The 25,398-nt window shown below is 61.5% G+C and carries 22 protein-coding genes and 3 pseudogenes; 9 read left to right on the top strand and 16 right to left on the bottom strand.

All coding sequences use genetic code 11. From position 1 onward, the window contains the following. Positions 1-6: 6 nt before the first annotated feature. From HWY30_RS36055 to HWY30_RS36045, 3 genes are read right to left on the bottom strand one after another with little or no spacing between them, the layout of a single operon-like run. On the bottom strand, positions 7-792 hold the full coding sequence (locus HWY30_RS36055) for an enoyl-CoA hydratase/isomerase family protein (RefSeq protein ID WP_090806670.1): 786 nt from the start codon (positions 790-792) through the stop codon (positions 7-9). 49 nt (positions 793-841) lie between these two features. Beyond that, positions 842-2,449, bottom strand: coding sequence for a carboxyl transferase domain-containing protein (locus tag HWY30_RS36050; RefSeq protein WP_090806672.1), 1,608 nt, complete (start codon positions 2,447-2,449; stop codon positions 842-844). Between the two features lie 52 nt (positions 2,450-2,501). Beyond that, positions 2,502-3,683 carry an isovaleryl-CoA dehydrogenase gene (locus HWY30_RS36045; protein ID WP_090806674.1) on the bottom strand — a complete coding sequence of 394 codons (1,182 nt, stop codon included), beginning with the start codon at positions 3,681-3,683 and terminating at the stop codon, positions 2,502-2,504. Positions 3,684-3,930: 247 nt separating this feature from the next. Here HWY30_RS36045 and HWY30_RS36040 point away from each other — a divergent pair, with 247 nt between their 5' ends. The 4 genes and pseudogenes from HWY30_RS36040 to HWY30_RS36030 all read left to right on the top strand — a co-directional run bounded on the left by HWY30_RS36040 (position 3,931) and on the right by HWY30_RS36030 (position 6,452). Then, positions 3,931-4,713, top strand: a complete 783-nt coding sequence (locus HWY30_RS36040) for a TetR/AcrR family transcriptional regulator (protein WP_090806676.1) — start codon at positions 3,931-3,933, stop codon at positions 4,711-4,713. 183 nt (positions 4,714-4,896) lie between these two features. Beyond that, positions 4,897-5,025 (top strand): annotated as a pseudogene (locus HWY30_RS36035) (DUF72 domain-containing protein); the annotation flags it as partial. Between the two features lie 189 nt (positions 5,026-5,214). Continuing rightward, positions 5,215-5,535, top strand: coding sequence for an Arm DNA-binding domain-containing protein (locus HWY30_RS42135; RefSeq protein WP_244145138.1), 321 nt, complete (start codon positions 5,215-5,217; stop codon positions 5,533-5,535). Positions 5,536-5,558: 23 nt separating this feature from the next. Further along, positions 5,559-6,452, top strand: coding sequence for a tyrosine-type recombinase/integrase (locus tag HWY30_RS36030; RefSeq protein ID WP_244145137.1), 894 nt, complete (start codon positions 5,559-5,561; stop codon positions 6,450-6,452). 134 nt (positions 6,453-6,586) lie between these two features. Here HWY30_RS36030 and HWY30_RS36025 read toward each other — a convergent pair. The 5 genes and pseudogenes from HWY30_RS36025 to HWY30_RS36005 form a co-directional block, all read right to left on the bottom strand. Next, a pseudogene (locus HWY30_RS36025) lies at positions 6,587-6,991 on the bottom strand (3-keto-5-aminohexanoate cleavage protein); the annotation flags it as partial. 140 nt (positions 6,992-7,131) lie between these two features. Then, positions 7,132-8,475: an MFS transporter gene (locus tag HWY30_RS36020; RefSeq protein WP_090806678.1), complete on the bottom strand. Its 1,344-nt coding sequence runs from the start codon at positions 8,473-8,475 to the stop codon at positions 7,132-7,134. Between the two features lie 53 nt (positions 8,476-8,528). Continuing rightward, the gene (locus HWY30_RS36015) at positions 8,529-9,320 is read right to left on the bottom strand and encodes an SDR family NAD(P)-dependent oxidoreductase (protein WP_244145136.1); all 792 of its coding nucleotides are present in this window, start codon (positions 9,318-9,320) and stop codon (positions 8,529-8,531) included. A 76-nt stretch (positions 9,321-9,396) separates the two neighbouring features. Continuing rightward, the gene (locus tag HWY30_RS36010; RefSeq protein ID WP_090810160.1) at positions 9,397-9,867 is read right to left on the bottom strand and encodes a 2,4'-dihydroxyacetophenone dioxygenase family protein; all 471 of its coding nucleotides are present in this window, start codon (positions 9,865-9,867) and stop codon (positions 9,397-9,399) included. Positions 9,868-9,985: 118 nt separating this feature from the next. Beyond that, on the bottom strand, positions 9,986-10,546 hold the full coding sequence (locus HWY30_RS36005; protein ID WP_090810162.1) for an RBBP9/YdeN family alpha/beta hydrolase: 561 nt from the start codon (positions 10,544-10,546) through the stop codon (positions 9,986-9,988). A 256-nt stretch (positions 10,547-10,802) separates the two neighbouring features. Here HWY30_RS36005 and HWY30_RS36000 point away from each other — a divergent pair, with 256 nt between their 5' ends. Continuing rightward, the gene (locus HWY30_RS36000; RefSeq protein WP_090806680.1) at positions 10,803-11,846 is read left to right on the top strand and encodes an AraC family transcriptional regulator; all 1,044 of its coding nucleotides are present in this window, start codon (positions 10,803-10,805) and stop codon (positions 11,844-11,846) included. A 77-nt stretch (positions 11,847-11,923) separates the two neighbouring features. Here the strand turns inward: HWY30_RS36000 and HWY30_RS35995 are convergent, their stop codons facing one another. Further along, positions 11,924-12,841, bottom strand: coding sequence for a LysR substrate-binding domain-containing protein (locus HWY30_RS35995; protein ID WP_090806682.1), 918 nt, complete (start codon positions 12,839-12,841; stop codon positions 11,924-11,926). 99 nt (positions 12,842-12,940) lie between these two features. Between HWY30_RS35995 and glaH the strand changes: the two genes are divergently transcribed. From glaH to HWY30_RS35980, 4 genes are all read left to right on the top strand, one after another. Further along, the gene (glaH, locus tag HWY30_RS35990; protein ID WP_090806683.1) at positions 12,941-13,876 is read left to right on the top strand and encodes a glutarate dioxygenase GlaH; all 936 of its coding nucleotides are present in this window, start codon (positions 12,941-12,943) and stop codon (positions 13,874-13,876) included. Further along, positions 13,873-14,763 carry an L-2-hydroxyglutarate oxidase gene (lhgO, locus tag HWY30_RS35985; protein WP_208524356.1) on the top strand — a complete coding sequence of 297 codons (891 nt, stop codon included), beginning with the start codon at positions 13,873-13,875 and terminating at the stop codon, positions 14,761-14,763. Before glaH ends, lhgO begins: the two co-directional genes overlap by 4 nt. Continuing rightward, positions 14,738-14,941 (top strand): hypothetical protein, encoded by a 204-nt coding sequence (locus tag HWY30_RS41185; protein WP_208524355.1) that lies wholly within the window; start codon positions 14,738-14,740, stop codon positions 14,939-14,941. The genes lhgO and HWY30_RS41185 overlap by 26 nt, the downstream gene beginning before the upstream one ends. 242 nt (positions 14,942-15,183) lie before the next feature. Continuing rightward, entirely contained in the window at positions 15,184-16,911 is a 1,728-nt protein-coding gene (locus HWY30_RS35980) for a PHA/PHB synthase family protein (RefSeq protein WP_090806685.1), read from the top strand. 145 nt (positions 16,912-17,056) lie between these two features. Here HWY30_RS35980 and HWY30_RS35975 read toward each other — a convergent pair. The 7 genes and pseudogenes from HWY30_RS35975 to HWY30_RS35945 form a co-directional block, all read right to left on the bottom strand. Continuing rightward, positions 17,057-17,266, bottom strand: a pseudogene (locus HWY30_RS35975) (acyl CoA:acetate/3-ketoacid CoA transferase); the annotation flags it as partial. Between the two features lie 37 nt (positions 17,267-17,303). Further along, positions 17,304-18,239, bottom strand: a complete 936-nt coding sequence (locus HWY30_RS35970; RefSeq protein WP_090806688.1) for an electron transfer flavoprotein subunit alpha/FixB family protein — start codon at positions 18,237-18,239, stop codon at positions 17,304-17,306. Positions 18,240-18,253: 14 nt separating this feature from the next. After that, entirely contained in the window at positions 18,254-19,003 is a 750-nt protein-coding gene (locus tag HWY30_RS35965) for an electron transfer flavoprotein subunit beta/FixA family protein (protein ID WP_090806690.1), read from the bottom strand. A 216-nt stretch (positions 19,004-19,219) separates the two neighbouring features. Continuing rightward, a complete protein-coding gene (locus HWY30_RS35960; RefSeq protein WP_090806692.1) occupies positions 19,220-20,428 on the bottom strand; it encodes a CaiB/BaiF CoA transferase family protein in 1,209 nt (402 codons plus the stop codon). Positions 20,429-20,511: 83 nt separating this feature from the next. Then, positions 20,512-21,831, bottom strand: a complete 1,320-nt coding sequence (locus HWY30_RS35955; RefSeq protein ID WP_090806694.1) for a methyl-accepting chemotaxis protein — start codon at positions 21,829-21,831, stop codon at positions 20,512-20,514. A 269-nt stretch (positions 21,832-22,100) separates the two neighbouring features. After that, entirely contained in the window at positions 22,101-23,396 is a 1,296-nt protein-coding gene (locus HWY30_RS35950; RefSeq protein WP_279613324.1) for an MFS transporter, read from the bottom strand. 850 nt (positions 23,397-24,246) lie between these two features. Next, a complete protein-coding gene (locus tag HWY30_RS35945) occupies positions 24,247-25,071 on the bottom strand; it encodes a GntR family transcriptional regulator (protein ID WP_090806697.1) in 825 nt (274 codons plus the stop codon). Positions 25,072-25,398: the final 327 nt, after the last annotated feature.

Below are 25,398 nucleotides of genomic sequence, written 5' to 3'. Positions count from 1 at the left end.
AGCATGTCAGTTGCGCCAGCCCGGCGTGCGCTTTTCGAGGAACGACGCCACGCCTTCGCGGCCCTCTGCGCCGGCCCGCGTTTTCGCAATCCGCACGGCGGTGTCCTCGATCAGCGCGTCGCTCAACTCGCGGCCCGCGATGTCCTGCACGAGCCGCTTGCAGGCGCGCACCGCTTGCGGGCCGTTCGCGCACAGCGTCTGCGCGAGCTGCGCGACCGTTGCATCGAGCTGCCCGGCGCTCACCGCTTCGCTGACCAAACCCAGCCGCAACGCGGTCGCGCAGTCGAACGCCTCGGCGGTGAGGAAGTAGCGCCGCGACGCCTGCTCGCCGAGCGCACGAATCACGTATGGCGCGATCGTCGCGGGAATCAGCCCGAGCCGCGCTTCGGACAGGCAGAAGTGTGCGCTTTCGACCGCGACGACGATGTCGCACGCGGCAATCAGGCCCATGCCGCCCGCGTATGCGTCGCCGCTCACGCGCGCGATCACCGGCTTGTTGCAGCGATATACCGCCGACAGCATGCCGGCGAGCCGCATCGCATCGGCGCGGTTCTCGTCGTCCGAGTAGCCGGCCATTTTCTTCATCCAGTTCAGGTCGGCGCCCGCGCAGAACGCCTTGCCGTTCGCGGCGAGCACGACCGCGCGCACGTCGTCGCGCGTGTCGAGCGCGGTGAATGCGGCAGTCAGCTCGGCGATCATCGTTTCGTTGAACGCGTTGCGCACGTCCGGACGATTGAGCGTGACCGTCGCGATCTGGCCGGCAAACTCGACCTTCAGCGTTTCGTATTGCATGCGTAGCACTCCTTGGCCTTGCGTCGTCGCGTCGCGGCGCCGTGGGCCATCACATTCTGAACACGCCGAAACGCGTGTCTTCGATCGGCGCGTTCATCGCCGCCGACAAAGCCAGCCCAAGCACGTCGCGAGTTTGCGCGGGGTCGATCACGCCGTCGTCCCACAACCGCGCGCTCGCGTAGTACGGATGGCCCTGACGCTCGTATTGCTCGCGGATTGGCTGCTTGAACGCCTCTTCTTCCTCCGCGCTCCAGTTGCCGCCCTTCGCTTCGATGCCATCGCGCTTGACGGTGGCGAGCACCGACGCGGCCTGCTCGCCGCCCATCACCGAGATGCGCGCGTTCGGCCACATCCACAGGAAGCGCGGCGAATACGCGCGGCCGCACATGCCGTAGTTGCCCGCGCCGAACGAGCCGCCGATGATCACCGTGAACTTCGGCACCTTCGCGGTCGCGACCGCGGTGACCATCTTCGCGCCGTTTCTCGCGATGCCTTCGTTTTCGTACTTGCGGCCGACCATGAAGCCCGTGATGTTCTGCAGGAACACGAGCGGAATCTTGCGCTGGCAGCACAGCTCGATGAAGTGCGTACCCTTCAGCGCCGACTCGGAAAACAGAATGCCGTTGTTCGCGACGATGCCGACCGGATGCCCCCAGATATGCGCGAAGCCGGTGACGAGCGTGGTGCCGTAGCGCGCCTTGAATTCGTCGAACGCGGAATCGTCGACGATACGCGCGATCACTTCGCGGATATCGAACGGCTTGCGCGTGTCGACCGGAATCACGCCGTAGATGCTCTGGGTGTCGTAGCGCGGCGGCTTCGGCTCCTGCAATACGAGCGGCGCCGGCTTCACGCGGTTCAGATGGCCGACGATGCTGCGCGCGATCCCGAGCGCATGCGCATCGTTCTGCGCAAGGTGATCGACGACGCCCGACAGACGCGTATGCACGTCGCCGCCGCCGAGATCTTCGGCGCTGACCACTTCGCCGGTCGCGGCTTTGACGAGCGGTGGGCCGCCGAGAAAAATCGTCCCCTGGTTCTTGACGATGATCGACTCGTCGCTCATCGCCGGCACATACGCGCCGCCCGCGGTGCACGAGCCCATCACGACCGCGATCTGCGGAATACCCGCGGCCGACAGATTCGCCTGGTTGTAGAAGATGCGGCCGAAGTGATCGCGATCGGGAAATACGTCGTCCTGATTCGGCAGATTCGCGCCACCCGAGTCGACGAGGTACACGCACGGCAAGCGGTTTTCGCTGGCGATTTCCTGCGCGCGCACGTGCTTCTTCACGGTGACCGGATAGTAGGTGCCGCCCTTCACGGTCGCGTCGTTGCAGACGATCACGCACTCCTGTCCCGCGATGCGGCCGATGCCGGTGATCACGCCGGCGCCCGGCGCGTCGTCGTTGTACATGCCGTACGCGGCGAGTTGCGACAGTTCGAGAAACGGCGTGCCCGGATCGAGCAGTTGCGCGATCCGCTCGCGCGGCAGCAGCTTGCCGCGGCTCGTGTGCTTGTCGCGCGCGGCCTGGCCGCCGCCCTGCGCGAGTTGCTCGATCTTCGCGCGCAGATCGGCGACGAGCGCTTCGAGCGCCGCCGCGTTCGCGCGAAAGTCGTCCGAGCGTGGGTTCAGTTTCGATTCGATGATCGGCATGACGTCGCTTCTCCAAAGTGCGGCGTATTGAGGGGGCTCACGCGCGCTTGTATCACAGCGTTTCGGCAAACAGCTCCCGGCCGATCAGCATGCGACGAATCTCGCTCGTGCCCGCGCCAATTTCATAGAGCTTCGCATCGCGCCACAGACGACCGACCGGATACTCGTTGATATAGCCATTGCCGCCGAGAATCTGGATCGCCTCGCCAGCCATCCAGGTCGCCTTTTCGGCCGTGTACAGAATCACGCCCGCGCAGTCCTTGCGGACCTGGCGCACATGGTCGTTGCCGAGCGTGTCGAGTTGGCGGCCCACCGCGTACAGATACGCGCGGCATGCCTGCAGCGTCGTGTACAGATCGGCGACTTTGCCCTGGATCAGCTGGAATTCGCCGATCGACTGGCCGAACTGCTTGCGGTCGTGGATATACGGCACGACCGCGTCCATCACCGCGACCATGATGCCGGTCGGGCCGCCCGCGAGCACCGCGCGTTCGTAGTCGAGACCGCTCATCAGCACGTTGACGCCGCCGTTCAATGCCCCAAGGATATTTTCCTCCGGCACTTCGACGTCCTGGAACACCAGCTCGCCGGTGTGCGAGCCGCGCATGCCGAGCTTGTCGAGCTTCTGCGCGACCGAGAAACCCTTCATGCCCTTCTCGACGATGAACGCGGTGATGCCGCGCGAATTCGCTTCGGGATCGGTCTTTGCATAGACGACCAGGGTGTCGCAGTCGGGGCCGTTGGTGATCCACATCTTGGTGCCGTTCAGCACGTAACGATCGCCCTTCTTCTGGGCGCGCAGCTTCATGCTGACCACGTCCGAGCCCGCGTTCGGCTCGCTCATCGCGAGCGCGCCGACGTGCTCGCCCGACACGAGCTTCGGCAGATACTTGCGCTTTTGCGCCTCGCTGCCGTTGCGATGAATCTGGTTCACGCACAGGTTCGAATGCGCGCCATACGAGAGGCCGACCGAGGCCGAGGCGCGCGAGATTTCCTCCATCGCGACCATGTGCGCGGTGTAGCCCATGTTCGCGCCGCCGTACTCTTCGGAGACCGTCATGCCGAGCACGCCGAGGTCGCCGAACTTGCGCCACAGGTCCATCGGGAACTGATCGGTGCGATCGATTTCCCCGGCGCGCGGCGCGATTTCTTTGGCGGCGAACGACGCAATGCTGTCGCGCAGCATTGCGATCTCTTCGCCGAGCGGGAACTGCAAACCGGGCAGATTGGGCATTGCGGTGTCTCCTGAGTTCGTGGGCGGCCGCTGGTGGAGCGCGAAGCGGCACGCGAAAGCATGTCAACGCGCATTTCACGCCAGATTGACGTATGCGTCAATAGGTATTTCTGAGTGTTACTCAGAAATCTACAAACCCGCATTAGCTGGCCGATTCGGTGCTACGATCGCGCTCATCGGGCACAGACGCAGCGTTCAAACGCCAGCTCGAGCCCCAATCCGCACCAAAAATCTGAATTTTACTCATATGACGGTTGCCGAGAAGGCCGGATTACCTGTCTCGCGTCGCCAGCCGGCCGGGCGCAAGTCGCAGCAGCGCGTGAAGGAGATTCTTCAAGCGGGGCGCGACGTGTTCTCCGAAAAGGGCTACGAACGCGCGACGACCGCGGAAATCGCGCAGCGCCTGGGCGTTTCCGAGGCGACGGTGTTCAGCTACTTTCGCGGCAAGCGCGAGTTGTGCGCTCGTGTCATCGGCGATTGGTACGACGAGATCATCGACGCGATCGAAGCGGGCCTGCCGCGCGACGGCAACGTGCGCCAGCAGTTCGCGTTCATCGTGCGCATGCATCTGCGGCTGATGCTCGTGAATGGTACCGATCTGTGCGCGCTGGTGTTGTCCGAAGGCCGCACGCGGCATCACGAACTGAGCGAAGCGCTGACCGAACTGCAGCGCCGCTACACCGCGCCGTTGATGCGCGTGCTCGCGCAAGGCCAGCAAAGCGGCGAGATTCGCTCCGACATGCCGCTGCGCCTGTTGCGCTCGATGGTGTTCGGCCCGATGGAGCATGTGCTGTGGGACGCAACGCTGACGAACCGGCAGATCGATATCGACGCCACCGCCGATCAGTTGATCGACGTGCTGTGGATCGCGCTGACGCCGCCCGACCTCGCGCTCGGCGCGTTGCAGCGCTTTCGCGTGGAAGTGGCCGCAGCGAGCCGTCGTTTCGACGAAGCCAGCGCCGCGGCCGGCGAAGGCAAGGCCGAGGCCCCCGGCCCGGCAAGCGCCGCGCGCCGCGAGAAAAGCGGCTAATCTACGAGCTTTCCCGCCGCAGCCCGAAGGAGAGCCCAAGTGCCCGCAGCGACAAGCGCGAAGGAAAGCAACAAGCGAAGCGAGAAGTCTGGCGAAGAACGCGGCGACAAACCGCAAGCCGCAAAGAAAGCGCCAACGAAAAAATCAACCGAAACGTCGTCCGGATCCACGTCCGCCGCACGCATTCGCATCGGCATCGGCGGCTGGACCTATGCGCCGTGGCGCGGGCCGTTTTATCCGGAAGACCTGACGCAAAGCCGCGAACTCGAATATGCGAGCCGGCATCTGACGTCGATCGAGATCAACGGCACTCATATGGATTGATTTCCGGCAGCATCCGCCACCGTCCGGTCAGTCTTTTTTTTAATATATTCAATCAGCTACCTTTCTATAGCGTCCATTTTTGGCCGATAACATCCACTTTGAAACGGGTAGCTAGTTGGGTGGCTTGAAACACGTGTGGGTAGCTATAATGGGCAAGTCCACCAGAGGAGCTACGACATGCCCAAACAGCTTCACGTTCTGGACGATATCCAACTCCGCGCCTGGATAAGCAGAGGTGAGCCGGTTGCCAAATCGGACGGTGACGGCCTCACGTTTACGCTGTCAAAGACCGGGACCGCGAGTTGGATTCTTCGCTACCGTCTCGGCGGCAACACCCGGCGCGAGTTGACGCTTGGCAACTACCCGGACATGTCCCTCGCCGCGGCACGCAAGCTCGCCCGGCAGCACCGGGTCAAGATCGATGGCGGCGGCGACCCGGCGCGCGAGAAGCGCATCAAGAAGGCGCGAGCTGCCGCGGACTGGACCTCAATCTGCTGATCGACGACTATCAAGAAAAGATCATGCCCTCGCTGGCCGAGGGGAGCGCCGGCGCTCGCAAGCGACACTTCAAGAAGAGGATCCGCCCCACCCTTGGCCCCCTGTCCGTGTCCGTCGTGACTGCTGCGGATATCGTGCTCATGATCGAACGCGTCAGCAGTTGGTCGATGGCAGAACAGATCCTGTGCTCGGTGTCGCGCCTCTTTTATCACGCGGTCGGCCGACGCCTCATCAACGCGAACCCCTGTGCTGGCATTTCGCTCGAGGCCATCATGGGAGCCAAGCCTCCTCCGAGAAAACGCGTGATGCTAACAGCTGAGGAACTGCACGACATCCTGTCTAAGATAGACCATGCAGCGGGTCGAAGGTACGGTTTGATGTTTCGCTGCCTGCTCGGGACGTGCGTCCGGACCGCCGAGTTGGTTAAGTCGAAAAAGGACGACTTTGACCTCGACAAAGGGACGTGGTGGGTCGTACCGGAAAACGTCAAGACGCGCCACGGAATGCTGATCCCTCTCAGTCCGGCCCTGACCGAATGGGTTCAAGAGTTGATGGAGATGTCAGGGGACTCGGAATACCTGCTGCCAGGGATGTACACGCGCGAGGGGAGTCATATGAGCGTGACCACCCTGTGGGACGTCTTGTCGGGGCTTCAAGACGATCACGTGTTCAACACGCGCTACTTCACGCCACACGACACCCGCAGCACCGCGAAAGGTCAAATGCGCAACCTCGGAGTGTCAAACGAGATTAGCGAACTGGCATTGAACCATAAACGCCGGGGCATCGAAGGAATCTACGACGTGCGCGTAGAGGTTCCGGAACTGCGCGTCGCGCTGCAGTTGTGGTCCGACTATCTAGTGCGTTGCGAGCGAGGGATAACGAACGTCGTGCCGATCACTTCGGCGCGAGCGTGAAATGCTTGCTGGGTCAGGAAAAGCAAAGGAACGCAAGCATCGGTCATCTGATGCTCACATTCTTGGCATGCCCCACTCAATTAACAACCACCTGCTGCAAATCCAACGTTGGGCCTCGCTCGGGTCCCATTGCGGCTGATCGTCACCGTGACCTGATCGGGTTTGGGATCGAGCTCGGCCAGCATGTGGCGCGTGTCGTCGCTCTGCCACTTGGCCGCGGCACCTTCGGTCTCAGGCGCGAAGCTGATCGAGCCGCCCACCTGGATGACCATCTCGGGTACGCGGGCGCGCACACCGGCGATTAGCTCGTTGAACTTCGACAGGCGCTTGCTGCCCTTGCCGTCGAGTTCGCGAACATGCAGGTGCAGCACGGTAGCGCCGGCGTTATAGCAATCCACAGCCTTCTGGATCTGCTGCTCCATCGTGACCGGGATGTCCTCAGGGAAGTCGGACGGCAGCCATCCTGGGGCATAGGGCGCGGCCGTGATGATCAGGGGTTGCTGGTTTTCAGGGTAAAGGGAACCGTCGAGAAAGTTCATGTCATGTTTCCAAAGGCAGGTCGGGAGTAAGGAAAGAAACAACCAGCGCGAGGCCAGTGGCGTGGAGAGAATTTTCTGACGCCGTATCCAAAGGTGCTTGGCACACGGCGCCACGGCGTCTCCTTGACCGCCCCCCCAACTCAGACCGCGGCGCCGGTGCCCAGGGTGCCGGTGAGGGCTGGCGCCACATCCAGCTTCACGTCGGAGATACCGGCCGCATCCGAGTCATAACTGCGCATTGCGATGACAAAAAGCACCGCGGCCAATATGCTGAAGAGAGGAATGACGGTCAGTGCCCACTGCAAACCCCATTGGTCAGACAGGACACCCGCCAGGAACGGACCCACCGCCAGTCCAAGCACGTTTTGAAACAGGGAAAGTACGGCCGCGCCGGTCGAGCGCACACCTGGGTGAATGACGTCCATGGCAACACCGGCAACCAAACCGACGGTGCAGTTCATGAAGAAACCGCCAAGCAGGATCAGCTTGAACTGTGCATTCCCCGTGTATGAGCCGCCAAACGCCACCACGAGAATCACCGATGTGATCAGGCACAACACGGACAGCGCGGACAGTTTGTTGCGCGGTGTGCGAAGTGCCAGGCGGCCCACCACGATGCCCCAGAACGTGCAGCCAAACGCGCTGACCAACACCACCGCCGCGGCCGACTTGGCTGCAGCCTCCGGGGCCATGCCGTGGAAACGGTTCAGGTAGCTGGGCAGCCACGACCACATGGCTGACACCGTAATCAGTTGTGCCGCCGCTCCAACGCAAACCCATAGCAGCGTTCGCGTGCGCGCCATCGTGACAAAGATGTGCTTGAGCGTCCCGCCCAGAGACCGGGTCGCCTGGTTCAAGCCTGGCGTCAGTGCCACCGTCTTGTCGCGCACGAAGAGATAAAGCAGTGCCAGCACGAGCCCAGGTACACCGACCACACCAAAGGCGGCCTTCCAGCCCCACCTCGCCGCGATCATGCCCCCCAACACCACACCGAGTACTGAACCCAGCGATGGAGCAGCGTAGAAGATGCCGAGCGCGGCGCTCCGCAAGCGCTTGGGAAACAGTGTCGAGATAAGGGCTACTCCTACCGAGCCATAGCCGGTTTCACCCACCCCCACCATCGCACGCGCCGCAAACAATTGACTGTAGTTGGTCGTGAACATGCACGAGATCGTGGCAAGGCTCCAGGTGATAGCCATCACCACGATGCTCTTTACACGGCCCATGCGGTCTGCCACCAGCGCTACCGGCAATCCCCCCACCCCCACCACGATGGAAATGATGGAAACCAGGGAACCCAGCTGTTTGTCACTCAGGTTCCATTCGCTCTTGATGTGGGGAAATAGCGAGACGATCACCTGCCGGTCGATAAAATCGAAAAACATGAGCGCGAAGGTCATCGCAAAGGCAAACCAGGCCTGCCGCCTGCTCGTCAGGTAGTCGTCGTTGTTGCCGCCCTCAGGGTCATCGGGTATCACGTGCATGCTTGTCTCCTAACATTTTTGAAATACCGGCCACGGTCCTGACTTCGCGCGCATCAACCCATCACGAAGCGCTGCCCGTCATCGACCGAAAGCGTCGCGCCCGTCATGAAATCGTTCCCCGGCGATGCAAGCAGCAACAACGCACCGTCGAGCGCTTCGGGCGTGCCGAGCCGTCGGCGCGGCAGTCCTTCAACAATCTTCTTGCCGGCCAGCGTCTGAAACAGTGCACGATTGATGTCGGTCTCGATGAAGCCCGGATTGATCGCGTTGACATTGATGCCGTAAGACGCCCATTCGTGAGCCATCGATCGGGTCAGATGCTCGAGCGCCGCCTTGCTCGCGCTATAGATCGACAGATTCGGCGAGTGCGTTTGCGCAGCGAGCGAACAGATGTTGATGATGCGTCCGGGCAGCGCGCTGGCGACCAGCCGTCGCGCGAACGCCGTTGCCGTGAGAAGCGCGGCCTTCGTATTGACGCCAAACACGCGGTCGAACATTTGCGCGTCGACATCGATCAACGCGGCGCGACCGCCCGCTCCAGCATTGTTGACGAGCGCCCAGAGCGGCGCCATGGTTCGCTGGATTTCGTCGAACACGAGAGCAACCGCCTCCTGGTCCGAGACATCGACCGGAAAGTGGCGCGCTACGCCGCCATCCCGCACGATCATGTCTTCTGTCTCGCTCAACGGATCGGCCCGCCTGCCCAGCAGCGCGACCTGCGCGCCGGTTGCGGCTAGCGTGCGCGCCGCCTGGCGGCCCAGGCCTGACCCTGCACCCGTGACGACGACCGTCAGATCTGACAGGTCGAAGTATCGGGCGACAACACTCCTATTCATCGAACTCATGGTTATCCTCAGTTTGGCGTTATGTGCCGTGCCAGGTGCGAGCGCAAGATCTCGCCACCCGTGCCCCTGCGCTGACTTACTGCGAGAAGCTCGAGAGATCCTTCGGTTCGATGCCGTCCTTGTGGCAATGATCAAGATAGCGGCGCATCGCAGTGCGCCAGTTTTCTGTCGCGGCCAAGTTGCCCTTTCCGTCGAGATAAAGCAGCTCGCCAGAGACGACATTGAACGTGACAACTTCACTGTCCGACACGGCAATGGGCGTATGACTCGTGGCGGCAGTCTCGTAGACCACGCTTCCTTCCCTTGCGACCCAATCGTGCTCCAGATACTTCCAGCTACCCCGAACCGTATAGACAATCACGGTGCTGGTGTGGTGATGCGTCGCGAGTTTCGCGCCCGGCGGTATCTTTAACAGGCTGATCGTTTCGCCGCGGACCGGATCGATCTTGAAGTACTTGATTTGCACGTCGTCCGAATACGGCGCGTAAGGCATCCAGGGAAGGTCTTCATCATTGAGACAACCGGTATCGATGGTTTCAAACAACATGTCGCGCATTCCTCATAGAAAATCCCACGCCTTCGATGCGTGGCTCGGGCACTGTCGTCTTCAAATCCCGCAGGCCCGTCCCTTTTTTCCCCGCCAGTGGCACGTGGCGATCGTTCGGTCATGAGAGTTCGCGAATGAACTCTTCGGCCCGCGGCCACTCGCCATGGCCCGAGGCCGGATTCAGATGCCCGACCTCGCCGAGTTCGACGAAGCGACTGCCCCACGCCTGCGCGAACTCGCTGGCGCGATCGAGACGCGTCAGAGGATCGTTGCAGCCGGCCGCAACGATGCTCGGAAACGGCAATCTGCCGCGCGGTATCGGCAGCCAGCCATGCTCTTTCAGTACGTCGATCGCCGGGTAGCCTGCCGGCATGGGCGTCTCGAGATCCGCGGGTGCCGCAAGCAGTGCGCCGCGTACCTCGCGTGTCGCACCCCGGGCCACCCAATGGGCGACCATCATCGCGCCGGCGCTGTGCGCCACGATGATCACGGGCCCCTCGATGGTGGCCAGAGCGCGGTCGATCGCGTCGACGCGGGCCGCGCAGCTCAGCTTGTCGTGCTCAAGCGGGGCGACGCTGCATGCAGGGGGCAACTTCGCGGCCAACAGGGTCTGCCAGTGGTCCGGCACATGCTCACGCAGGCCAGGGACGATGAGAACGGTTGGCGTCATAGAGTTCATGTCGATCATTCAGTAAGGCATGTCACCGATGAGGGTGATGCGTTCCATCTTGCGGTGGCACGGCGGTTAGTCCATCACTGCGCAGTGCTGGGTTGAGCGGTTGCCCCGGAACGCAACGGTGTCTTTCTTCCAACGAAAACGCGCGTGACGTAGTGTGGGTGTGGCGTGACGTAGTGTGGGTGTGACGGGTTTCCCCCGCTTGACATTACATGACAGGGACTTACCATTCTGTGCCAGTCTTCTATTCAGCTCTCAGATGTCGTCACTTGTCCGCGCTGCGAGCCTCACCAACTACAGCGAGGTCGCTCGTGCCGCCGGACTGGACCCGGTGCGGATGCTCCTTGACGCGGGGTTAAGCCCGGGCGTACTGCGCGAGCCGGACCTCATGATTCCGGTCGAGCGTGTCGGGCAACTGCTGCATGCCTCTGCAACCATGTCGGGCAACGAGAGTTTCGGACTGTGCATGGCCGAGTCGCGCCGGTTGTCCAATCTTGGGGCGGTAGGATTGCTGATCCGCGACCAGGCGACGCTGCGCGACTCGCTTGACATGCTGATGCGCTATCAGTCCTTGCTCAACGATGCACTTTCGCTGGCGGTCGAGGAATGCGGTGAACTGGTCATCATTCGCGAAGCGGTCATTGCGGGCAATGCGCATCAGCCGACGCGCCAAAGGGTCGAACTGGCGCTAGGTGTCATGGTGCGGTTGATACGCCAGCTCCTCAAGGCCGACTGGCAACCGCGGCGGGTGTGCTTCGAACATCCGGCGCCGCACGACACGAGTACACACCAACGGTTTTTTGGCGGTTGCGTCGAGTTCAACTATGACTTCAACTGCATCATCTGCGCGAAGGGCGATCTCGACGCACGCAACCCGTCAGCCGATCCCGCGATGGTGCGCTACGCGCAGCAGTTGCTAGACGCGTCTGTCGCGTCGAAGCAGGCGACCGTGCTTGAGGACGTGCGGCGCACGATCTTGCTGCTGTTACCCAGTGGACGCTGCGGCATCGAACAGGTGGCCGAGCACCTCGGCGTGGTGTGCCGCACAGTCCAGCGCCGGCTGGCGGAACAGGGGCAGAGCTTCTCGTCGATCGTCAACGACGTCCGCAAGGAACTCAGCACGCGTCATGTCATCGAGAGCGATCGTCCGTTGACCGAGGTGGCGACCCTACTCGGTTTTTCCGCTCCGAGCGCATTCTCCCGCTGGTATCACACGCAATTCGGTTGCAGCGCCAAGGAGAGCCGGGCGGCGCGCGGCGCAGTGCACAGACAGACAGCACCTGCGCCGGCGAGAAGGGCATAACCCTTTACTAAGCCATGTGTATCGCCGAGGACGGCTGATCCAGCGCGTGAAGGAACCGGGGGTGCTGTAGCCCAGTGTCAACTCGTCCCCTGGCGCTTAGCGAGGCCGCCGTATGACAGCGCTGTATCGATGAACCCCCGCACGCAAGGCGAATGCTCGCGAACACGATACGCCACTGCGAGTTCGACCTGATCTTCGAAGTCGCTTAAAGGTTTGAACACCACGTCGGGTTGGGCGAATCCCTGGATGGATTGAGGCACGAGGGCTACCCCGTAGCCCGCAGACGCCATGCTGACCGCAGTAATGAAATCGTTGACCCGATACTCCGGTTGCGCGTCGAACCCACCGACGCGGCCAAGTCTGGCGAGATCCTCCGCGAAGCCGGCCGCCTCATTGAACTGCGGCGCAATGAATGACATCCTCCGCAACTGGGAAGCCTTCACGGCTTTCGCGCGCACGAGTGGGCTGTCCGCCGGCAGAGCAATCAGCAAGCGTTCGCGCTGAACGACTTTGGCTGTGACCCCGTCGGGATAGTGCGCGCGAGGCCGAATGAAACCGACATCGAGGGTCTCGTCCGACAAACGTTCCAGTTGCGTCGGTGTTTCCATCGCCACGATGTGCATGCGGACGTCCGGGCTCGCCATCCTGAATGCCTTGAGCGTATCGGGCAGCAGCCCGGTCGTAACGGCCGAGCCGATATAGCCGAGCGAAACGTGACCTGCTTCTCCTCTTGCGGCCAGACGCCCGATGCGGTCGGCGCGCTCCAGTTGCCGCAGTGCGGCCTTGGCTTCGAACAGAAAAACGTCGCCTGCATTGGTTAGCGTGATCGCCGCACGTTTGTTGCGGTTGAGCAGCCGTACGCCGAGATCGGTTTCGAGCCTCTTGATCTGCTGGCTGAGCACCGATTGTGCGATATCGAGCCGGTCGGCTGTGCGAGCGAAGTGCAAATCTTCGGCCAATGCGACGAATAGTTTGAGTTGCCGGCTATCGATCATCTTTAATCTCGATTTGCAAATAAAAAAACAGTTTATACGTATTTAACGAATCACAGATAAGGAGTCAAATAACCATACTTTCTTCACAAGGACACATTCATGAGCTCTGTCACCGCATTGCCGATGGCCGCATCGGTCGATTCGCAACTGAAGTTTTCGATCGAGCGTCATCCGCATCACGAACGTCTGCGTCATATCACGGTGCAACGTGACGCGTTGCAGAAATTCTTCTCTTCAGTCAAAGACATCGACCTCCAGAACCTCGAGTACGTACCGTTCATGCGCTTTATGGTTGCGGACGCACTCGAGCGCGCAGTCGGCGACAGTTTCGCCCCGGCCCTTCGGCAACTCGTGCGGGACCGATCCACCGGCGGATTCACGTTAGGCGTCCAGGACGGGACCACCGATCCTCGCGATTTCGTCCTTTTCGGAACGGCAGTCGGGTACCTGCTTGGACCGGCGAATCACGACGCGATGTCCGGCACGTATTACGCGCGCTTCCTCGTGAAGGACACGGACAACAGCGACTCATACCTGCGTCAGGCATACCGCCTGTTCACGCTGCACACAGACGGAACCTTTGTCGAAGAGCCGACCGAATGGCTGCTCATGATGAAGTTCGCGGAAAAGAACGCGCTCGGCGGCGAGTCGCGCTTCATGCATCTCGACGACTGGAGCGAGCGCGACACTTTCCTCAACAATCCACTCGGCACCCGGCCATTTCTCTACAAGGCGCCCGGCTCGAAGAACGTCGATGCGCAAGTCGAACGCCCCGTGTTCTTCCAGACCGAGTATGGCCTGGCGATGTCGTTCATCGATCAATTCGTGCAGCCCCGTTCATCCGCCGAAGCGGTTTATCTGCACGACTTGTCGGCGTCGATGGAAGCGTCCTCCGCGACGCGCGAGGTACCGCTTCCCGTGGGCGACCTCGTGGTCCTCAACAATTATTTCTGGCTGCACGGCCGGGCGCCGTTCAAGAAGGATCCGGCGCTTCATCGTGAACTGATGCGCCAACGCGGAGTGTTCTCAAAATGACAACCGTCCAGCATCACCGCGGCTATGACGCCGACGTCCTTATCGTAGGCGGTGGCATCGTCGGTGTATCGACGGCCACGCAACTGATCGAACGTCATCCGGGACTGAGCGTGCTGCTGCTCGAGAAGGAGGCCTCACTCGCAGCTCACCAGTCCAGTCACAACAGCGGCGTGATCCACGCCGGCGTGTACTACGCGCCGGGAAGCCTCAAGGCCGAGTTCTGCAGGCGAGGTGCCGCCGCGACCTATGAGTTCGCCCGCCGCCATGACGTGCGGGTCGAGCAATGCGGCAAGCTGATCGTCGCGACCGAACACGTCGAAATCGAAAGGCTGAATGCGCTCTACGCACGTTGCGAGCAGAACCGGCTCGAACCACAGATGCTCGATGAGGCGGCGTTGAGGGAACTTGAGCCGCGCATCGCGGGTCGCGCGGCGATCCGCGTGGCGTCGAGCGGCATCGCGGACTATCCGGGCATGACCATGACGATGGCGCGACTCGCGCAGGAGCAAGGCGCGCAGATTCTGCTGAACCAGCGTGTCGACGCGCTCCACGAGGACGAAAACGGCATTACTGTGGAGACCTCGGGCGGCCGCTTCCGGGCAAAGCACGCCATCGTCTGCGCAGGGCTGATGGCGGATCGCCTCGCGAAGATGTGCAATGTCGATCTCGATTTTCGGATCGTGCCGTTTCGCGGCGAATACTATCGGTTGCCGGCGTCGAAGAACGACATCGTGAAGCACCTGATCTATCCGGTGCCAGATCCTGAGCTGCCCTTTCTCGGCGTGCACCTGACGCGCATGATCGGAGGATATATCACGGTGGGTCCAAACGCCGTGCTGGCGCTGGCGCGCGCAGGCTGTGATGGCGGACGGCAGCATGGTGCATGACTTCCTGATCCGTTCGTCACAGCGCAGCCTGCACGTATGCAACGCACCTTCACCGGCGGCGACCTCCGCGTTGCCGATCGGCAGCTATCTCGTCGATGAGTTCGACAAGCGTTTCGATCTTGCTCCACTTACCCGCTCGCACTCGACAGATCAGGCACATGGTCTGGCGACCGGGTAAGCACACGGCCAGGCGACCTTCTGCATAGGAGATCAAAGGAGGCGCCTGCGCATGGCGTGCGCCGTGCGGATGACTTTGGGTCGCGGCCAGTGCGCACGGTGCATACTGCAACTCAAGCTGCGGTATATTGAGCCGGGACAGGAATCTGGGGCTTGACCCATTCAATTCAGAAGCTCGTCAGCCGGGACACTCGCCGCCAGGAGGGAGTTAAGAGATGCTGACGACGGGACTCAGGAGATAGCATGGTTTCCCCGTTCAATATGCCGGACGAGTTCGTCCAGGGTTTCTTCAAATCCGGGCAGAGCCTGCTGCACGCCTTCACCGGCATGAGCGGTGATGCACCCGCCAGCGCAGGAAGCACGCCGGTGCCGGCGTTGGCATTGACCCAGGCGCAAGCCCATTACTGGCAGCAGCAGATGGCCTTGTACATGGGCATGGTCGCGAGCGCTACCGGGAAAGCCCCGGCGCCGACCGTTCAGCCCGAGCGCGGTGACCGGCGGTTCAGCGCGGACGCCTGGAACGACAATGCCTGGTACAGTCTTCTGAAGCAGACATACCTGCTCAACTCGCGCCTGCTCAGCGACATGGTCGAAGCGACGGCCCTCGGTGAGAAGGAAAAGCACAAGCTGCGTTTCTACGCGCGTCAGTTCATCGACTCGATGAGCCCGGCCAACTTCGCCGCCACCAACCCCGAGGCGATGAAAACCGCGCTTCAGACGCGGGGCGAGAGCGTGCGAACCGGTTTCGCCAATCTGCTCGAAGACCTGAAGCGCGGCCGGATCTCGATCACCGATGAAACTGCCTTCGAGGTAGGCCGCAACGTGGCCGTGTCAAAAGGCTCGGTGGTGTTTGAGAACGAACTGTTCCAGCTGATCCAGTACGCACCACTCACCGACGAGGTCGCCGAGCGGCCGCTCGTGATCGTGCCGCCCTGCATCAACAAGTTCTACATCCTCGACCTCCAGCCGGAGAACTCGTTCGTGCGTTTCGCGTGCGAACAGGGGCAGACGGTGTTCCTCGTGTCGTGGCGCGACCCTGACGCGGACCTGGGCCACATCACCTGGGACGACTACATTGAAAAGGGCGCGATCAAGGCGATCGAGGTCGGGCGCGCGATCTGCGGCGCTGACAAGGTCAACGCGGTCGGCTGGTGCGTGGGCGGCACGATCCTGTCGTCAGCGCTCGCGGTGCTGCGCGCGCGCGGCGACGAGCCGGTGGCAAGCCTCACGCTGCTCACGACCATGCTCGATTTCAGCGACCCGGGCGATCTCGGCGTGTTCATTGATGAACAGGGCGTGTCGCAGCGCGAGCAGACCATCGGGCGCGGCGGCATCTATCCGGGCGGCGAACTTGGCTTCGTCTTCCAGACCCTGCGTGCCAACGATCTCATCTGGCCGTATGTCGTCAACAACTACCTGAAGGGCCGTGCGCCGCAGGCCTTCGACCTGTTGTACTGGAATGCCGACGATACCAACCTCCCCGGCCCGATGTACGCCTGGTATCTGCGCAACATGTATCTCGAGAACAACCTGTGCAAGGCAGGGCGGCTCTCGATGTGCGGCACGCCGGTGGACCTTGGGCGGATCGACATGCCGAGCTATATCTTCGGCACGCAGGAAGATCACATTGTTCCGTGGCAGGGCGCGTATCGCTCGACGCAACTGGTGGGCGGCGAGACGCAATTCGTGCTTGGCGCGAGCGGACATATCGCGGGCGTCATCAATCCGGCATCGAAGAACAAGCGCAGCTTCTGGGTCGACGGCACGCTCGGCGATGACCCGCAGGCATGGCTTGCGACGGCGAAGTCGCAGCCGGGAAGCTGGTGGACGCACTGGATTAACTGGCTGAAACCGCATGCGGGCAAGCAGATCAAAGCGCCTAAGCGGGCGGGCAATGCGAAATACAAGCCGATCGAGCCAGCGCCGGGGCGCTACGTCGCGAGGCACCCGCCGGAAGTGATGGGCGCGTGACCGGCAAGGTCCTTTAGGCCCAGCCCTTTCAAGGGCTTCACCATGAAGTCATGTTGCGGGCGAGTTTGCCCGCAACATACGTCAGGATTGGTCCGCCTGCCCTAGTTCGCGCAGATGCGCCTGCGCCTCCTCCGCGCTTTCAAAGATAACGGCCATTGCAGGTGCGGTGCTCCACTTCGTTCACGAACTTGCGCGCGGCGCCCTCCTCGACGATCCCGAGCTTGCCGTTGCCGACGGTGAGCCGCAGCCGGCCAGCAGTGAAGGTTCCGACAAACACAACCTTCTTCGCAGCCTGCGAGATGTTGATGAAGCCGCCCGCGCCGGCGAGCCTGGGCCCGAACCTGCTCACATTCAGGATGGAGTCTCATGAGGAAGTGTTGCGTTAGTGGTGGTTAGCCGAGCTCGCTAACGAGTTCCGGCACGATCGTGAACAGATCGCCCACCAGACCATAATCGGCGACGCTGAAAATCGGCGCTTCCGGGTCCTTGTTGATCGCCACGATGACCTTCGAGTCCTTCATGCCGGCCAAATGCTGGATTGCACCCGAGATACCGACGGCCACGTACAGTTGCGGCGCGACGATCTTGCCGGTCTGGCCGACCTGGTAGTCGTTCGGCACGAAGCCCGCATCGACTGCCGCGCGCGATGCGCCCAGCGCGGCGTTCAGCTTGTCGGCCAGCGGCTCCAGAACCTTCGTGTAGTTCTCGCCGTTGCCCAGACCGCGGCCACCCGAGACGATGATCTTCGCCGAGGTCAGTTCCGGACGGTCCAGCTTCGTCACCTCACGGCTAACGAACTGCGAGATGCCGCTGTCTGCTGCCGCTTCGATCTTCTCCACCGATGCGCTGCCGCCTTCGGCCGCCACGGCGTCGAAACCGGTCGTGCGCACCGTGATGACCTTGATCGGGTCTTGCGATTGCACCGTTGCGATCGCGTTACCGGCGTAGATCGGGCGCTCGAACGTGTCGGCGGAATCCACTGCGGTGATGTCGCTGATCTGCGCGACATCGAGCTTCGCGGCGATGCGCGGCGCGATGTTCTTGCCGTAAGCAGTTGCCGGCGCGAGGATGTGCGTGTAGTCCTTCGCGATGTTCAGCACCGTCGCTTCGATGTTCTCAGCGAGACCTGCTTCAAGTTGCGGCGCGTCGGCGAGCAGCACTTTGCTGGCGCCTTCAATCTTCGCCGCTGCATCGGCCGCAGCCTGTGCGTTGTGCCCTGCCACCAGCACGTGAATATCGCCACCAATCTTCTGCGCCGCTGCAATCGTGTTCAGCGTCGCGGCCTTGATCGACGCGTTGTCGTGTTCTGCAATTACCAGATTCGTCATTTCGTCCGTCTCCCTTACAGCACCTTGGCTTCGGTCTTCAGCTTCTCGACCAGCGTCTTCACGTCCGGCACCTTCACGCCGGCGGAGCGCTTCGGCGGCTCGGCGACTTTCAGCGTCTTCAGACGCGGCGTGACGTCAACACCAAGGTCTTCCGGCTTGACGACTTCCAGCGGCTTTTTCTTGGCCTTCATGATGTTCGGCAGCGTGACGTAACGCGGCTCGTTCAGGCGCAGATCGGTCGTGATCACAGCGGGCAACGTCAGCGACAGCGTTTCGGCGCCGCCATCGACTTCACGCGAAACCGTAGCCTTACCGTCGGCCACGACAACCTTCGAGGCGAATGTGGCTTGCGGCAGATTCGCCAGCGCAGCCAGCATCTGACCAGTCTGGTTCGAATCGTCGTCGATGGCCTGCTTGCCGAGGATGACCAGCCCAGGCTGTTCCTTATCGACCAGCGCCTTCAGCAGCTTGGCGACGGCCAGCGGCTGCAGGTCTTCGTTCGACTCGATCAGGATCGCGCGGTCCGCGCCAATGGCCAGCGCCGTACGCAGTGTTTCCTGCGACTGCGTCACACCGCACGACACGGCGATCACTTCGGTCGCCACACCCGCTTCCCGCAGACGAACGGCTTCTTCAACCGCGATTTCGTCGAACGGGTTCATCGACATTTTCACGTTCGCGATGTCGACACCCATGCCATCCGACTTGACTCGGACTTTCACGTTGTAATCGACCACGCGTTTGACTGGTACCAGAATCTTCATACTGTTCTCTCAAAATGATGACGAGTGTCTGCGTAAGCGTGCAACACTCCCGAAAACCCGCTCAGTTGAACTACGCGTCCCGTCAGACGCGCCAGCACACGCTCCATGTCGTACCCGAGACGAATGGCGATGTCGGTCGGAGGCTTGATCCCGTGGAGAAAAGTCCCGGCATCGGATCACGTAATCAGGGGCGCAATGTTGGGTCCGCGCGCGACGTCAAATGACGCCGTCAGCCTTCAACCGGGAGAGTTGCTCACCGGACAGCCCGAGCAACGTCTGGAGCACGTCGTCCGTGCCCTCCCCCAGTCGAGGCGGCGCGGTTCGTACCGGCAAGCGCGCGCCGTCGAAGCGCCAGGGCGGAGCGAGGACTTGCGTGCTGCCAACCTCGGGATGCGGATGCGCCGTCACGAGCGCGCCATCCCTCGCGCGCTTCGAGGTCAGCGCTTCGTGGAGCCCGAGAACTTCACCGGATGGAATGCCGGCCTGCGTCAAACGGTCGAGCAGACTGCGGCGCTCTCTTCGTCCAATTTCGCGATCGATTTCTGGCACCAGTACCGCCCGATTCGCGGCGCGGCCGATATTGGTCTGAAAGCGATCGTCCTCGGCAAGATCGGGCCGTTCGATTACCTCCCGGCAAAAGCGCTCAAACTGTTTATTGTTGCCGACCGTGATGACGAGCGGCCCATCCGCGGCATCGAACACACCGTAAGGTACGATTGAAGGATGCGCGTTTCCGTAACGCGGCGTGTCTTCGCCCGAGATCAGCGCTTCCACCCCGCAATACGAGGTGATCATCAGTCCGCAATCGAATAGCGCCATTTCAATGTGGTATCCCTTGCCGGTTCGTTGACGCTCGAAGAGCGCCGCCAGAATGGCCTGGGCCGAGTACATCCCGGTGAACATGTCGACTGCGGCAATCCCGAACTTCAACGGGGGCTGGTTGGCCTCGCCGTTGAGCGCCATCAGCCCGGCCTCGCCCTGAACCACCAGATCGTAGCCGGGACGCGCGGCTTCCGGTCCCGTGCGGTCGTAGCCGGAAATCGAGCAGTAGATCAGATCCTCGTGGTCCTGCTTCAGTTGCTCGTAGCCGAGACCCAGCTTCTCCATGCCGCCGAACTTGAAGTTCTGGATCACGACGTCGCTCTTCTGAGCCAGATCCCGCGCGATCTGCTGGCCCTCGGCGGTTTGCAGGTCGAGGCTCACGGAGCGCTTGTTGCGGTTGACGCTATTGAAATAGGCCGTCTCGGTCGATCCGACGCGCAAGCCCCAATCGCGCGTGTCGTCGCCGCGTTTCGGGTGCTCGACCTTGATGACTTCGGCGCCGAGGTCGCCCAGCACCATGCCGCACCACGGGCCCGCCAGTACGCGGGAAAGATCGAGCACGCGTACACCCGCGAGCGGCAGCGATGGATTCAGGTTTGACATAGCAAGTCCGTATTTGCAGGAGTTTCTGGTGAATAGCGAGCGAAGACGCTCTTACTGGCGCGAATGAGCAGTCGGAGCGCAACTCAGGGCTGCGACAGCCCCCTGGCGCCGGCGTCGTGCGAAACGTCCAGCCTGAACATCGAAACGGCGGTTTTCAGGTCGCCTGCCTGTGACTTGAGCGAGCTGGCTGCGGCCGCTGCCTCTTCGACCAGGGCCGCGTTCTGCTGTGCGACTTCGTCCATCTGCGTGACGGCCTGGTTGACCTGGCCGATGCCCTTGCTCTGTTCCTGCGACGCAGCGCTGATTTCACCCATGATGTCGGTCACGCGCCGGATCTCGTGAGTGATCTCGCGCATCTTCGTTCCGGCTTCCTGTACATGGCCGGCGCCTGTCCGCACCCGTTCGACGGAATCGCGGATCAGATCCTTGATTTCCTTGGCTGCCGCCGAAGAACGCTGTGCCAACGAACGCACTTCGGAGGCCACCACCGCAAAACCCCGCCCCTGCTCGCCCGCCCGCGCCGCTTCGACGGCCGCATTCAACGCAAGGATATTCGTCTGGAAGGCGATACCTTCGATGATGCCAACGATATTGGCGATCCTGTCCGAGCTGGCATTGATGCCTTCCATGGTTTCCACCACGCGTGACACCACGGTGCCGCCCTGCTCCGCCACCCGGGCGGCCTGTGCCGCGAGCTGGTTGGCCTGACTCGCATTGTCGGCATTCTGGGTAACGGTAGAGGTCAGTTGCTCCATGCTAGAGGCGGTTTCCTCGAGCGAGGCGGCCTGCTCTTCGGTGCGTTGCGACAGATCCTGGTTACCCGCTGCAATCTGATGAGCGGCGGTGGCAATCGAGTCGGCCGAGATCTTGATCGCGCCGATCGTTTGCATAAGTTGCTCCTGCATGCGCTTCATTGAAAACAGCAGGCTTGAGCGGTCATCTGGGGCGGTCTTCACTACGGCCGGCTTTGCAGCGGTATAGGCGGTAAAGCCCTTACCGTCGTGTTTGATGACCGCGACCATCTCCCTGAAGAGATACACACCGTTCGGATCCTTGTAGTCGACGACATCCATGCCGTTCAGCTCCGCTTTCGCCGGGTGCATCAGGATGTGCGACTGCGAATTGAGGATCATGAAATAGCCATCTTTGCCGAACCGCATGTTCCGGATGCTGTCCATGGCGCGTTTCTGCGCTTCCGCTAAGGGCATCGAGCCGGCTGCCACCTGGTCGCCAAAGGTCTTGACGACACTCAAGGCGAGCTCCGACGCGTGTTTCAGGTCCGCCTTGCGCTCGTCCAGCCGCACCTCTCTCGTCTGATACGCTTCGTAGATCGATATTCCCGCGAGACACAACAGGCTCAGGATCAGCGGCAGCCAGAGCTTCTGGACGAAAGACAGTTTCATATGTTTGTGAACCTTCCAGATCGATAGCCGCGAGCAGGCAAAATCGATGTGCTGCGTTGGTAATGGTCAGCCAGGCTCGCACGCGAGTTCCGGCACCGCCGTGGCAAGACGGAAACGTCACGCGGCAATGCGATCCCGGCCATCGATGCTGTGCAGAGCACAAAGCTCGCCCGGCGTAAGCGGTGTAGCTGGCCCATCAAGGCGAACCACCCGGAACATGGACATCAGAAACCGTCCAGTCGAGGAGGTTCGCCACGCCGGCAGCACGCTCAGCCGCGTCGCGCTTCCGCGATGTGCCACCACCGGCCAATGAGGTACACCGTCAAGGGCAGAACTGCCGCGAGGGGAAGCAGGCGCAACGCGCCTTGAAGACCCACCGAGTCCGCTATCACACCGGTGAAGAAGGGACCCGCTGCGAGGCCTAATATATTGTTGAACAGCGTCAGTGCTGCAAATGCCGAGCCATGGATAGCTGGCGGTGTTGCCCCAGCAATAATCGCGCTACATGTGCCGAACGAACTGGCAAGGAAAAACACCGCGGGCGCAAGGAGCGCGAGCTGCAGATTGCCCGGTGGCAAGCGGAACGCGACCGCCAGCAGGATGCCCAGCACGAGGCAATAACCAATGGCCATGTTCCACCGCTTAAGCGACGAGTCCCGGCTGATCCCGTCGGTGATCACACCGCACAGGAGTTGGCCCATGCCGCTGACAAGGACAAGGCCGGCCGCCGCTACGGCCGCCTTGCTGACAGGCATGTCCCAGTAGCGATTCAGATAGCTGGGCAGCCACACGAAAAGCGTGCCCTGAATGAAGATCTGCAGGGCGCTGCCAAGGTACGCACAAAAGACGGAACGGGACGGAAACAGACCAGAGAAAAGCGCTTGGGGCGTCAGTTTCAGACGCTCGGCCACCGGCGTTCCGCTCGCATTGGCCGCATGCGCACGCGCGAGCCTTTTTTCCGAGACGACGAAGAAGTAAATGATCACCAGCACAAAACCAAAGACCGCCATCAGGCCCATCGACCAGCGCCAGCCAAAGCGAGTCGCAACGACGCCGGAAAGCGAAACACCGAGCACGGACCCAAAGGCAGCGGCAGACGTAAAGCCGCCGGCAATGGTAGAGCGCAGACGCTTTGGAAAGATGCTCATGAGCATCGCGAGTCCGACACTTCCGTAAGCAGCCTCGCCAACACCAACGAAGATGCGCGCGAGAAACATCTCGTTGTAGCTGCTGGCAATCGCGCACCCGAGCGTGGCAACACTCCACAGCACAGCCATCAGTGCAATGCTTTTGACACGTCCCCAACGGTCCGCGATTATGGAAAATGGGAGGGTCAGCACGCCGACCGCCAACGGCACCACGCCGCTAATCGAACCGAGCTTTGTATCGGTCAGCTGCCACTGCACTTTCAAGATCGGAAACAAGGCATTGAGCGCCTGCCGCGACATGTAGTCAGACAGCAAAAGGCAAAACATCAATGCAAATACCACCCAGGCGTAGACTCGGGCGCCACTGGTAGCCGCCGCCGACTCGGCCGGCACTACGTTACTTGTATAAGGGCTCAATTCTGTCTCCTCCAATGATTCTCTAAATTCATATTGAATCGTGCCGCCTGGCGTCGTCTGGCCCGTGTGAAGCAAGACCGCTAAACCGGGACCGGCAGTAGTTTCTGCTGACCGCCAGCATCGCCGAACGCTTTCTTTGTATCGCCGCGCGCGCTTTGGATTTCGACGCTTATTTCAAGCGTCTTGATGACTTGCGGAAGGCGCTCGCCAGCATGAACACCCTCCGTATAAGTGTTGCACCAAAGCCTCCCTTGCGGCTGCGAAGCGCCAGACGACGGATACTGATTTCAGGATAGCACCGAGAATTATTTTTGGCGACATTAATTATTATCCGCACGCGAAACGTCACGCCTGAGCGCAGAAACGAACTGTTTCGAAGCGGCGTAGACCCCAAGCAACGCTAAGGTTCCTAATATTGGGGGCACGACGAAACGATCCTCGATAGGGATTTCTCGCACCGGATCGAGCTGGTCCGGCGCAAGTAAAGTGGAACGTGCGTGGCCTGATCGCGGGATCGGCATGATGCTCTGCGTGTACGCGAATCCGCTGACGCCGGAGCATGATCCCCGCATCGGCGTGTAGCAAACAACCGGAGGTGCTGGTATAGGGTGTCTGCTATTAGGTGAGCGTACCAGCGTCCAGGAGAGGATGGATGAGCGCGAAGCGAAGTCGATTCCGACGACATGACATCCCAACGTGCCGCCACTATGCAGGGAATGTTCCAATCAATTCGTGCCGCATCGCGGCCACGATAGACGGGTCACTGGCAGCGGAAAGCCCACCGCGGCGTTCCAAAAGATGGAACGCCGGGCAATCCGGATTCAACCGTCCAGAGCACGCCGGGAGCGACTCACTCTGTAGAGGCGGCGGCTCCTTCGGCCCGCGCCGCCTTTGGGGCACGTGCGGGTCGACTGTCTGCCGGTTTTGCAACGATTGCGCGAATGGCAGCATCCCTGGCGTCGTCCAGCCGCGAGGCTGCAAGGGAAAGCAGTAGCTTGTTGTCCCGTTTGATCGCGGCCTTCTGCAGCGCGCTCCAGACTTTTAAAGATGTGCGAACCGATTGAGGCTTAGCCACAAATCCTAGCCGGACATATCGCAGGGTTCGCAATGAGATGGAGTGCAGGACATCGACCAGAAGCCGGTTGCGGCACAGATCGACCGTGTTGAAATTCAGGAGGAAGCTTTCCACAGCATAGGCGTCTACCGACTCCTCGGCCGCCTTGATTAGCCTTGGCATATGCGCGTTCAGCAACGCCTCGAGTTCGGACGGGCTTTCGCGCGCCACCTGCTCCAACATCGTGACGTAAAGCACGCTGCGCACACGGAAAATGTCCCGAAGTTCATTCTCGTCGGGCGCCGTAACAATCGCCCCGCGCCTGGCCTGAAACTCAACCAGGCGGTCCCGCTCCAGAATACGCATCGCTTCGCGCACCGGCGCGCGGCTGACGTGCAACACCTCGCTGATATCTTTCTCCAGCAAGCGTTGCCCCGACTTCACCAGGTCAAGCGTAATGACCCCGGCCAGCCGGGCAGCGATCTGCTCGGCAATTGGCACCGAGGCATACGCCCAGTCCTGCCCACGCAGCACCGCCCGCTCGACTGCCAGCATCAGTGAATTCTTGGGCGTAAGGAGCGAGGAAAGATCGGGAAGGTTCTGCGTTTTATTTCGGGCCATGGCGTATAGCGCAATGAATTTTCGTCGAATTTAATCCTTTGACCATTATAGTCTCCAGCATTGTAATGTGGACAACAACTCCCTGGCCAACGGGCGTATCGAGTATACGGTGGGTGCCAAGGGCGACAGCCATGACGACGCGCTGACCGAGGCAATCAAAGATCCATACAAAACCGGACTGCGACCACGGGCTGGAGCCCGAACACCTCGAGCCTCGCGAGGACAGGCAAACGGTTGATATGACTCCGCTTGTCAAGAGGGGATCGGTTTTGGGTTTTGAGCTGCCATCTGAATTTCCTGAGGGCGACGTAGCAGTAAATCTCGACG

The organism is Paraburkholderia tuberum STM678 (genome assembly GCF_902833905.1).
Lineage (GTDB): Bacteria > Pseudomonadota > Gammaproteobacteria > Burkholderiales > Burkholderiaceae > Paraburkholderia > Paraburkholderia tuberum.
Note: the sequence above shows the minus strand (reverse complement) of the source record. Positions and strands in the feature narration are given on the sequence as shown.